Raw genomic sequence first — 11,301 nt, 5'->3', positions numbered from 1 at the left:
TTGAGCGGAACTACATGCACTTATTTGGCCTACAAGGCGCGTATATCGGGTGAAATCAACGAAATAACGAACCACTGTTCCCATAAACTTGAAAATCATGCATTTTCAAAGAAATAACGGTCTGTAGTTCCCCTCCCCAAAACATGTGAACAAAGACGGACTGCCAAACTTACCTCTCACTCTGATCATCACTATTGGTGACAATCAGATTACGGACCGTTTCCCGCAGACTCTCGCGCATATCGTGAGGCGTCCCTTCATCGGTCACTAACGTCTGAATCCGATTAAGCTCCATGCCAAACAGAAAACCACTGCGATTGGCTTTGGACGAATCCGCCATGAGAATGAGGTGATTACTCTGCTCAACCATCATCTGAGCAATTTGCAGAGGCTCCCACTTGGAATAGTAAATACCTTGTGTACCAAACCCCATGCAGGAAAACAGCGCTTTGTCGAAGCGATATTGACGAAGCTCGCAGTGCAGCTTATAGCCAAATGTCATACCATCTTCCCCCACCTCGCCGCCGACCATATAGACATTCAGCTTTCCCTTCTTCTGAACTAGATTCAAAGCGACCATCGCCGAGTTCGTCACAATCGTCAGATTTTTATCACCTGGAATCAAGCGCGATAGCACAAGACCAGTGGTATTGCCGTCTACAAAAACACTGTCGCCTTCCTCCAGTAAGAGTACTGCTTCGCGAGCGATGGCCTCTTTACGCTCCAGATTCAGCTGCATGCGATCATAATACGGCATGTCCCAGGTTGTCTGCTCTCTTTTAACAGCACCGCCGTACGTTCTGCGAACAATGCCTTTTTCGTCCAAAATACGTAAATCCCGGCGGATAGTTTCCACCGAGACACCATAGGTCAACATTAATTCATCGACAGATACGCTGCCGGCACGCCGCACTTCCATGATAATTTCATTTCTTCGACGAACTGAGTTCAAACGTGTATCCTCCCCTGCTGCGAGTAAAACAAGGCTTCCCCATAAGCCTTAACTGCGCTTACGTAGGAAGCCTGTCACCTATTTGTTCCTGAACTTTGTTCCTGAGCTTACTTGAATTCTTTGAGCGCTTTCGTGGAGTCAGCCTGTGCCTTTTTCAGCGCATCTGCCGGAGATAATTTACCAGCCGTCATCGCTTGCAAAGCTTCTCCAACCGCAGTATCCATCTTGTTGCGTGCAGCGCTGGATATATCGATTCTTGCATAAGGGAACACTTCATCGAAGGCCATCTTCTTCTGCGGGTTATCTGTATAGTTCTTCTTCAATAAATCCGTATTCTGTGCAGATAGCGTCGCTGGGAAATAACCTGTTTTTGCTGCATAAATCGATTGCGCCTTAGATTCAGCAAAATATTTCATGAATAACCAGCCTGCCAGCTGCTTCTCTGGTGTTGTCTTGAACAGGACTTGATTGCCGCCGTACAATTCCGTTACTTTATTTCCAATTTTACCTTGCGGAATTAGGGTGATGCCCCATTTGAACTTATCCTTCACCAAATCAAGCTTGGAGCTTGTACGAGCCGTCGTACCGATCTCCATCGCTGCTCTGCCGTTCGTGAATTCCTGTTCCGTGTCTTGAGCGAATAGAATCGCTTTCTTATCCACTAAATTCTTGATGATCCCAGCCAGTTCCAACGCCTGCGGATTGTCGTAATTAACACCGCTTTGATCCAAATTAATCGGATCAATTCCATAAGTGCGCAGCCATGTGCGGAATGTTCCGCCATTATTGGCATTCCCCATGACCAAAGCGGGAATACCCGTTTTATCCGTAATATCTAACGCCATCTTCTCAAATTCCTGCCAAGTTGCTGCCGGCTTCTCATAACCTGCTTTCTTAAGCAGATCCGTGTTGTAATATACGCCCATGGAGGAGTTGCCATGCGGCCAACTCATCGTCTTGCCATTATATTCCGGGATGCGCTGACGAGCCAATACGCCTGGCATAATGTCATCGAGATCTGATTTTTTCAACCCATTAACAGGATCGTTGATGTAGTCGTCGAGCGCTACAATTTTGTCTGCTTTCATGTATTCCAGCGTATCGCTCTCATAGGACATGGCTACTGCCGGAAGACCCCCGCCTTGCAGGGATGCACGCACCTTTTTGTTCAAATCGTCATACGAACCTTGGAACACTTCTTTGACAATAATTTTACCTTCATATTCTTTATTAAAAGCTGCGACCATCTCTTTGATTGCATCACCATAAATCGTTGCTTGAATATGCCAGAAATCGATTGTAATCGGTCCGTTCTTCCCAAGCTCAATACCTTGCGCTACTTTCGACTCTTCTTTTTTATCCGTCTGTGTGCTGGCAGGTGCTGCTTGCTGCGGTGTTCCACAACCGATGGTCGCGAGAAGCAAAAGGCTCGCCACTGAAGCTTTCCAAGCGGGAAAACGTTTCGTTATATTCATGGTTATCACTCCCTCGATTTGTATGTTGCATGAAGCATCAATACGATTAACAGGCAATGAGATAAGGTGATATAAGGTAGGCGTAGCGCGTGATCTATTTACCAACAAGCTCTGAAAGCTCAAAGCTTTCTCCAGGAGCCGGACAATACTTCCTTATGCCACCACTGTTGAACATCGTTGGGTGTAGGCTGTGCAAAGGAACGACTAATTTCGGAGCAATCCGTGTGGTTAATTCGGATATCTCCTGTGGCGATGCATGCCCTCCCGTTGCACAATAGCGATACTGAACACCGAATTCAGTGAGCCACTTCAGCAGCGTTTCGTCCGAAGGTGTCAGCGGATTACCGTCAGCATGAACGTAAATGGATGCCGACTCGCGTGAACCGAAGGTTTCCAATTCCGCTATAAGAGGTGTGTGTGGATAAGTCAGATAGACGGCATACGACGATTTATTTGCTGCAATTTCATTCAGCGTTATAGACTCATACGGAAGCTCCACTCCCTTGGAAGGTTGCGGCCCCTTTGACCATTGCGGCGTGTTCAAAAGTCGAATGACTTCCTTATCGATATCAAGCGCTTGATGTCCGGCAAGTACCGTTAGTCGTGTTGAGGATTCCTTCCACAGCACGGCTGTACTTTCGTCCATGACAAGCTGGCGACCCGCTTCCTTGGTGCGGATGATTAAATCAGCGACACGCTCCACGTTGCGAGCGAGAATGTTAACATACACCAAGCCATCCGTGTCTTCCATCGCACGGCGGCATTCGACAGCCACCTCAACTTCAAGCCGATCTTTCGGCTTGCGGAACAACGTATCCGGACGCATTCTTGTGCCCTCTGTAATTAGCAGATCAACTTCTTCGCTTTGGCAGCGTTCAATGAATCGATCCAAGCGATGCGAATTCCGTCCATGTCTACGCCAATCGGCTGTGAAGGCGATCTTGTGCTGTGGTCCGTGAATAATGAAGCCCGTAACCCCAGGACTGTCATGATCCACCTCGATAAACTCAATGCGGAAAGTATCGAAGTCAACGATCTGTCCGTCATCAACGAGACGGATATCTGCTTGCGTGCCTTCATACTCACCTGCAGCTACGACACCTTCATACACCGCGTAAGCATCACGGTGCATCCAAACGGGAAGTCCTTCACGCAGTGAAGGAAGCAGGGCCATATGGTCTTGATGGATGTGGCTCACAAAGCCATGCAGGTTCTTCACCTGAGGTAAGTGATCTTTGCCCCATACTTGCGCAAGCTCAGCCTCCCCAACATCGCCCAGTAAAGCAGGATCGTATAAACCCATCACGGGAGGTGCCATCCGTGTCAGCAGACAACTTCGGATCCCAAAGTCCGACCGGACACTGACTTCACCTTTGAAAAATCCGCGTGCCATACCAAGATCAAATACAATTCCCGTGTCTCCGCAGCTGTATAAGATGTGAACACCGCCAATCGTGGTCAACCCACCATAAAACGTTATGCGCTCCTCCAACGGATGACTCTGATTCATACGCATTTCCTCCTCTAAATGTGTTTATGTTTACTATCTTGAATATCCGTCAAAAGGGATGCTAGTTCGTCCAGGGTTGTCAATCGTACATCCCACAGCGACGGGTCAGATGATGGATACGCGGATATCCATGCCGTGCGTCCGCCTAATTTATGCACCGGATACAGATCGTTCCAAGCATGATCGCCGATCGAGAGAATTTGCTCAGGCTGCAGCCCTTCCCGTTTCATCAGCTCACTCATGAAGCGTTCCATCCCAACCGGCTTCCCGGCGCCGTATAGGATATCCGTAAACAATGCATTTACGCCGAGTGCAGCAATAAACTCACGACCTGTATTTTCCGGCGAATTGGTGAGCAGCAGCTTCGACCGTACTCCGCTTAATTGGCGAATAGCCTCATATAACCCCGCATGACGTTCAAAACTCGACGAGCCCTGAAGCATTTCCTTGCGCACCTGCTGAAATGCCTCCTGGCGCTTCGCTTCACTCACCCCATGTTTGACGGTAAAAATGTTAACTAGGCTCCATGCATCGCCGGCATAAATAGCTGGGGTTTTCGATGATTGATTAGTCTCAACCTTCACTTCTCCCCCTTTCCAATCACGGTGTTGTAATTCCAGCTGGTTCCCCAAAGTTTCCCGTGACCACGTATCCGTGATTGGATGGTACCAATCCCCGATGCTGCTTGTGTGCCGACCTTCCAGTAAATGTTCCATTTCTTCCAGAATCTCGTCCAGACTCGCTGCGTAACTTCCCTCTTTAAATAGCAGTTCCAAATATCGTTTGTAAAAAGTGCCATCCTGATAAAGCGTACCGTCTAAGTCGAATAAGACGACTTCAATCTCGTGCAGCCAATCCATGTTTTGTTCCTCCAGCATGTTTCTTTGTTGTTTTTTTCCTCTATCCTTTAAGCCCAGCCGAGGTAATCCCTTGATGAAACCAATGCTGCGCGACCAAGTACAGCACGACAATAGGAGCGATTGTAAATGTAGCCGCCGCCATCAAATGATGATAATTAGGCCCTTCTTCACTTACGAAATACAACAAACCTACTTGTAGTGGCCTGAGCGATTCACTTGATGTAATCAACAATGGCCAAAGTACACCGTTCCATTTTCCAATAAAGGCAAGTAATGCCGTCGTAATTAAGGAAGGCAGCACAAGTGGCAGCAGTACAGACCATAGATATCGCCCACTCGACATCCCATCCACTTGAGCAGCTTCCCAATACTCTTTTTGCACAGAAAGAAAAGCTTGTCTTAATAAAAATATGGTAAAAGCTTCCGCCAAAAACGGCAGCATCATCCCCATGTAGCTGTCATAGAAACCCTGTCCCCCGTTACCCGCCCAATCGTTACCCCCAGCAAAAGGAATATGCCGCATAGTCACGAAGTTAGGGACCAAAGTAACATCATAGGGAATGAGCATGGTGACCACCACGAGCATAAAGATGAGATTCCGACCGCGAAATGTAAAATGTGTAATAGCAAAAGCGATTGGCACACATACGAGTAATTGAAGCGCAGTACCAACACCAGCAATAATCACCGTATTGACAAAATAGCGCTGAAAGGTGGATTCCGGTTTCAACCATGCTTCCGCATAGTTCTTTAGATGCCACACCTCAGGCAGCCACGTTGGCGGCATGCGATTGATTTCCTCGGCGCTTTTTACCGAGGTCAGAATCATCCACACGAAAGGGAACACCACGCAGCAGGCTAACAATACCGTGCAAATCCACACGATCAACCATGTTATTTTGGAAGAACGGCTTGATCCTACTGAGCCAAACATGCTTACATCCTCCATCCTGCATTAATGCATATAGTGAACCTTTTTCTCCCCGTAACGCAGCTGCAGCCAGGTTAATCCAAGCAAGAGTACGAATAGCACCATCGAGACCGCAGAGGCATAACCAACTTGACCGTACACATAGAAGCTTCTGAAAATATATAAGGGCAGTGACATGGTGGAACCTAATGGGCCACCTTCCCCACCAGAGAAAACATAGAAAGCATTGAACGATTCGAAAGCCCCAATCACTGATACAATAATCAGTAAAAACCAGGTTGGCGACAGCAATGGGAGCGTGATATGACGGATCGTGTGCCAAGTTCTGGCTCCATCGATTCGAGCCGACTCCGTTAGATCATGCGGAATTTGCGTCAGCCCCGATAAGAACACAATAATCTGAAAGCCGAGGCTGCCCCATATCGTAAATAACATGATCACAGCAAGCGCCCAAGTCGGACCTGCGAATGCCGTTGGGATCGTTGAAGGCCAGTGTCCGCCAAAGGATTGAATCAGCTTCATTAGCATTGGATCGGGGTCCGTCAGCCATTGCTGCGGCGTTCCTCCCATGTAGCGTACAGCCCAATTCGCGAGGCCCACGCTCGGATGGAAAATCCATTTGAATACAATTGCTGCTGCAACCTGTGAAGTAATGTACGGGAGGAAAAAAAGGACGCGCAATATAGTTCTACCCCTCGTTATATGAAACAAGACATAGGCAACAAAAAATGATAGTAACAGCGACAAGGGAATCGTTCCTAAGGCGTAAAATATGGTGACGATGAAGCCTTGTCCAACAGGACCGAGCTGTAAGCCTACGGTTGGATCTTGCACTACGAGATCCTCCGTAAATATACGGATGTAGTTATCGAATCCTATGAATCGCTCCGGCACGTAACCCCACTTCCACAAACTCATCCACATGCCGAACAGAAGCGGCCAATAACGAAACAACAATAGCAGAGCCAGCGCCGGAAGGGCATAACACAATCCCGTCCACGCTTCTAGTGCTTTTCTTCGGGAGCGCGACTTGACTGTTATACGCTCCTGCAATTTTGGATTAGGCTTGTTGTCATAAGCAGCAGCTTCTTTCGTTATCACTTAGAATCTCCTCTCTTATCTGCCTTTATGTTTGCCTTACTTCATTCATTGTAGCTAGCAAATGTTTGCTGATAATTATAGATGCTTTAAGAAATTGTTGCCGTTGTTACCGATGTTTACACAATTCGTTATCCACTCTTGCCAGAACGGTCATCCTCTTGAGAACAACGGGCATATTTGGCGTTAAGGGATGCATGCTTTTTCTAATTTATGTAAAAAACCAATAAAGACCTTGGAATAATTTCCATGGTCTTTATTGGTTTTACTCTGCATTTATACAGATATGAAGCGAATCAGGCCAAGCAATGCAAAGCCCAAGAGAACGGTGCCTGCACCAATACCAGTAATGGCACTGTTAGCTACCTTTAGTTTTTTGGACAAAAATAACGAAACCAGGACAACCCCAATGAGGAGTACGGCTAACAGGTACAAACTTGCGTCATTAAAAATACTTTTTAACCAGAAAAAATGAATACCTACAATAAAAGCAATCCATGGCGCAACATAATCTTTCTTTTTTAACTTAATGAATAGGAATGCCCCGACTGCTGCTAGAAAGAACTCCAGATATACAAATATTAAATAGTTTGTGTATGCACCCGAATCCGCCAGTGCAGTAGGCTCATTCCAATTTTTCACACTTAAATAGATTCCGACCATGCCCACTATAAGAGCAATGCCAGAAGCAATCCCGATGTATAACCGCCAACTTTGTCTAGGATTCTCCTGCGCCCAACCAAACCAGCTAAAACTGAATATGCCAAAAATGGCGGTATACATCACATAATCCCTAATATAGTCCATATCTGACCTCCATTCCTTATTATATTCCCCCCACTCGCAAATTTGACCTTTATGTGATTTGCCAAAAGGAAAAACTTGTCTTGGCAAATCCGCCAAAAGCCTTTATCCTACTAGAAAGATCGTCTCTCCTTCCTTTACACAAGCTTATTTTTCAGCCATAATGAAGGGATGTCAACGATTAAAACCCTCTAGTTTATCTATGTTAGCCTAGAATGGAGAGGAAGCGTATTCATGTCGAAATCATCCTTTAAATCATCCGTCGTGTCCAGCTTCCGAATGTCATGGAACAGCTTCAAGTCGAAGCTTCTACTTAAATATGCGTTATCCTACATTCTGATGTTCCTCATTCCTTTGACTGGCGTTACGATTTTCATCTATGAAAACGCAATCAATGATTTGCGTAGAGAAATTGAACAGACGAATGTAAACCAACTCATTCAAGTCAAGTTATCGATCGACGAACGAATGAGTGAACTGCAACAGATTACAAGCCGCATTGCTTATGACAAGCATCTCAGCTCCTACATGGTGCATCATCCATACTTTGAGATGGAAGCGATCGACGCCTTGGGGAATTACAAAGTGAACAGCAGCATTCTGGAAGATTTGTTTCTTTACTTCCATAATGATGAGAATATTTACTCCTATCGCGGATTAACGAATGTGCATGTAGCATTCAGAGACTTGTACCACTACAGTAATTGGACCAACGACCAAATCTATAGCGATCTGAACAAAATTAAGCAGCCGATGATTCGCCCAGCCGAGAATGTAACCGTTAACTCGCGTAATGACTCCATGCTGACGATGCTTTTCCCGATCAAGCCAAATGACCTCTACCCCACGGCCACTGTCGTCTATATGGTGAATGAGACGAAGCTGACCGGGGTTATGGACACTATACTTAGCAACTTTTCCGGTAGCAGCTACATTTTCAATCAGGACGGGCAGCTTCTTACCTCCAATAATCATGGAAACGCGCTTCCGGGACAGGTAGTTGGATCTTTAGCCTCACTAGAACCCGGCATACATAACATGAAGCTCGATGGCGTAGAACACTCCGTTGTTTCGGTAAGGTCCAAGGAGAACAATTGGAATTATGTAACTGCGATACCTAGTCATCAATTTTTCAGCAAAGTGGTCCATATCCAGACCCTATTTCTCCTGGTGTTCTGTATCACTGTCTTATTCGGCATCATCGTAGCTATGATCTTAGCTAAGCGGCAATATCACCCGATTAGGGATTTGATCGAATTCACGAAGCAGAAGAGTTCCAACTACGACATGACGCGAAATGAATGGGACTGGATCAAGCAAACAATTCATGAATACAGCGCCCGCATTGATACCCAGGAGCCATTCGTTCGTAACCAGTGCCTGCTGTTGTTGTTCAAGCACGGCAAGCCGGATGATCCGGAGATTGAGCGTATGGTGGCGAACGCTGGCCTTGAATACCCACATGGACAAGGGTCATACGTCTCCCTCATCCTTGCCTGGGATGACAACCTCGAAGGCGAGGAGTCCTCGAACATTCGGCAGCATCTGCAAGAGATGTTCAACGAATTGGAGTTCCCGAGTCTTCAAGCCCGCGTTTATGGCGTAGAATTTTCGACGAAGGACCAACTGGCTCTGCTCGTCTCCCTCCCTGAGGATGCTCCTGAGCCAGCCCAGATGCGGATTGAAGAAGTAGTCGAAGCGATCAAAGTCATGATCAACAACAACATCCAAATTATGCCTTATATCGGTGTCGGAATGCCGTATCCAGACCTCGCCTCGATCAACCAATCGTTTATCGAAGCGGCCACGGCGATAGATAACCGGATTCTGGGGTCTAACGGGCGGGTGACATACTTCGAGCAATTACAGGATATGATCGCATCAACTTCCTCCGAAGCCTACTGGCTACCGAAGAAGTCAATGCTCAAGCTGGAGCAAAGCTTGAAGCAGGGGAACGAAACGGTAGCCAATCAAGTGATCATGGATCTGATTGCCGAGATCAAGGAAGCCGCCGTCCCTGCTGCATTACTGCGCTGTATCTGTTTCGATCTATTGAACTCTCTGCTGAAAACAGCGCATGAGCTGGGGGTCAGCGAAGTGTTCGCCGGCATTCATAGTTTCTCCGTATTTGATACGCTAGAGGAGCTTGAGGACCGATTAACCTCCCTGGCAGTCAGCATCTGCCAACAGGTCGAACGTAATACGGAAACGGAACAACCTTCTTTAATTGAAGATATCGTCGCCTATGTCGATCAGAAGTTCGCTGACTACACACTCAGTCTCGAGCACGTGGCTTTGAAATATTCCATATCGATCTCCTATCTAAGCCGCAGCTTTAAGGAGAAAATAGGCCATAACTTTACACAATATATTTGGCAACGAAGAATGGAAGAAGTCATTCGACTGTTGGTTAATACAACTGCCCCGCTAAAGGATATTATCGAACAGGTCGGCTATCTGGACGCTCCGAATTTTATCCGCAAATTCAAGAAAGAAACAGGTTATACGCCGGGACAATACCGCAAACTATACGCCTCTTCCAAAAAAGAGCAAGAATAACCTGCTCTCAGCATAAGAAAAAGCTTGAATTCTCATGAAGAGGACTCAAGCTTTTTTGGGTTTTCAATTTATTGAGGCTCGTTAAGAATGTAGTCCACCAACTCATCCAGAGGCACCGTAGCCAAGGCGATAGCCGTATCCGTCACCCCATAGTAAATGTAGAGCAGTCCATCCTTCACAACATTACCTGTAGGAAAAATAACGTTCGGAATTTGGTAGCCGAATTTCTCATAGTACGTTTCCGGCTCCATGATGAAGTTATTCGTACGGGCAATAACCTTCTCCGGGTTCTCCAGATCCAGCAGCAGTGCTCCCATCCGATATACAATCTCGTCATCCACACCGTGGTAGAGTACCAGCCAGCCCTTATCCGTTCTTACCGGCGGTGTGGAGCCTCCGATTTTCCGCGATTCCCAAGCTGAATTCTCGCCTTTGGCTAGCAGCTTCGGCTCTTCCCAGTGAATCAAGTCTTCCGAATACGTAATCCACATGGCAGCCTTTTCTGTGCCGTACTCTTGCCCTACGTATTCCTCAGGACGGCGAAGCATAACGAACTTGCCGTTAATTTTCTCCGGGAACAAAATGTTGTCGCGATCATTGATCTCCAGCGGAGTCGTGTCCGCCACAAACTCCCAGTCGATCAGATTGGTCGACTTGGCGATGGAAGAGCGTGTCCGCCAATGGACTTCCTGCTCACCCCAACCATCCGGATACGTCGGGAATGATCTCTCCGGAACACCACGATTGGTCGGATAGTAGTTCATCGCACACGGACGCAGTGCGTAGTTCATGTAGAACGTACCGTCGATCTTTACAACACGTGGGTCCTGTACGCTTCCGTAAGGGAACCCGAGCTCGTCAGGTGTCAGAACAGGTTCATCCTTCACATGAGTGAAATTCACGCCGTCCTCGCTTTCCAGAAGTCCAAGGAAGTTTTTGCATGGCGTCAGGGAACCAGCCGTCCGCTCAATCATGTAGAACTTGTCGTTGTCAATGATAACAGCCGGATTGAACACCGTCACTTTGCGCCATTCGTAGCCTCCCGGAACGACAATCGGGTTATTCGGATGTCTTGTAATTTTCATACTTATTGCCTCCTAAATGAAATGGAT

General features: G+C 46.9%; 9 protein-coding genes. 1 reads left to right on the top strand and 8 read right to left on the bottom strand.

Translation table 11 applies throughout. The annotated features are described in order from the left end of the window. Positions 1 to 169: 169 nt before the first annotated feature. From AC58VC_RS19090 to AC58VC_RS19060, 7 genes are all read right to left on the bottom strand, one after another. A complete protein-coding gene (locus AC58VC_RS19090) occupies positions 170 to 952 on the bottom strand; it encodes a DeoR/GlpR family DNA-binding transcription regulator (RefSeq protein ID WP_497370412.1) in 783 nt (260 codons plus the stop codon). 107 nt (positions 953 to 1,059) lie between these two features. Further along, positions 1,060 to 2,427: an ABC transporter substrate-binding protein gene (locus AC58VC_RS19085; RefSeq protein ID WP_497370411.1), complete on the bottom strand. Its 1,368-nt coding sequence runs from the start codon at positions 2,425 to 2,427 to the stop codon at positions 1,060 to 1,062. Between the two features lie 94 nt (positions 2,428 to 2,521). Beyond that, positions 2,522 to 3,937, bottom strand: coding sequence for an MBL fold metallo-hydrolase (locus tag AC58VC_RS19080; RefSeq protein ID WP_497370410.1), 1,416 nt, complete (start codon positions 3,935 to 3,937; stop codon positions 2,522 to 2,524). A 14-nt stretch (positions 3,938 to 3,951) separates the two neighbouring features. Continuing rightward, the gene (locus AC58VC_RS19075) at positions 3,952 to 4,797 is read right to left on the bottom strand and encodes an HAD family hydrolase (RefSeq protein ID WP_497370409.1); all 846 of its coding nucleotides are present in this window, start codon (positions 4,795 to 4,797) and stop codon (positions 3,952 to 3,954) included. Positions 4,798 to 4,837: 40 nt separating this feature from the next. Further along, on the bottom strand, positions 4,838 to 5,731 hold the full coding sequence (locus AC58VC_RS19070) for a carbohydrate ABC transporter permease (protein ID WP_497370408.1): 894 nt from the start codon (positions 5,729 to 5,731) through the stop codon (positions 4,838 to 4,840). Between the two features lie 21 nt (positions 5,732 to 5,752). Continuing rightward, a complete protein-coding gene (locus tag AC58VC_RS19065) occupies positions 5,753 to 6,829 on the bottom strand; it encodes a carbohydrate ABC transporter permease (protein ID WP_497370407.1) in 1,077 nt (358 codons plus the stop codon). A gap of 273 nt (positions 6,830 to 7,102) precedes the next feature. Further along, positions 7,103 to 7,729: a hypothetical protein gene (locus AC58VC_RS19060; protein ID WP_497370406.1), complete on the bottom strand. Its 627-nt coding sequence runs from the start codon at positions 7,727 to 7,729 to the stop codon at positions 7,103 to 7,105. Positions 7,730 to 7,864: 135 nt separating this feature from the next. Between AC58VC_RS19060 and AC58VC_RS19055 the strand changes: the two genes are divergently transcribed. Further along, positions 7,865 to 10,189 carry a helix-turn-helix domain-containing protein gene (locus tag AC58VC_RS19055; protein ID WP_497370404.1) on the top strand — a complete coding sequence of 775 codons (2,325 nt, stop codon included), beginning with the start codon at positions 7,865 to 7,867 and terminating at the stop codon, positions 10,187 to 10,189. Positions 10,190 to 10,257: 68 nt separating this feature from the next. Here the strand turns inward: AC58VC_RS19055 and AC58VC_RS19050 are convergent, their stop codons facing one another. Beyond that, a complete protein-coding gene (locus AC58VC_RS19050) occupies positions 10,258 to 11,274 on the bottom strand; it encodes a glycoside hydrolase family 130 protein (RefSeq protein ID WP_497370403.1) in 1,017 nt (338 codons plus the stop codon). Positions 11,275 to 11,301 lie beyond the last annotated feature (27 nt).

Source organism: Paenibacillus sp. J22R67 (genome assembly GCF_059692175.1).
This window is presented reverse-complemented; position numbering and strand designations above follow the sequence as displayed.

Excerpts from the sequence above, each read along its gene's own strand:
- AC58VC_RS19085 (WP_497370411.1), bottom strand. The coding sequence starts at position 2,427 with ATGAATATAACGAAACGTTTTCCCGCTTGGAAAGCTTCAGTGGCGAGC.
- AC58VC_RS19080 (WP_497370410.1), bottom strand. The coding sequence starts at position 3,937 with ATGAATCAGAGTCATCCGTTGGAGGAGCGCATAACGTTTTATGGTGGG.
- AC58VC_RS19075 (WP_497370409.1), bottom strand. The coding sequence starts at position 4,797 with ATGGATTGGCTGCACGAGATTGAAGTCGTCTTATTCGACTTAGACGGT.
- AC58VC_RS19070 (WP_497370408.1), bottom strand. The coding sequence starts at position 5,731 with ATGTTTGGCTCAGTAGGATCAAGCCGTTCTTCCAAAATAACATGGTTG.
- AC58VC_RS19055 (WP_497370404.1), top strand. The coding sequence starts at position 7,865 with ATGTCGAAATCATCCTTTAAATCATCCGTCGTGTCCAGCTTCCGAATG.
- AC58VC_RS19050 (WP_497370403.1), bottom strand. The coding sequence starts at position 11,274 with ATGAAAATTACAAGACATCCGAATAACCCGATTGTCGTTCCGGGAGGC.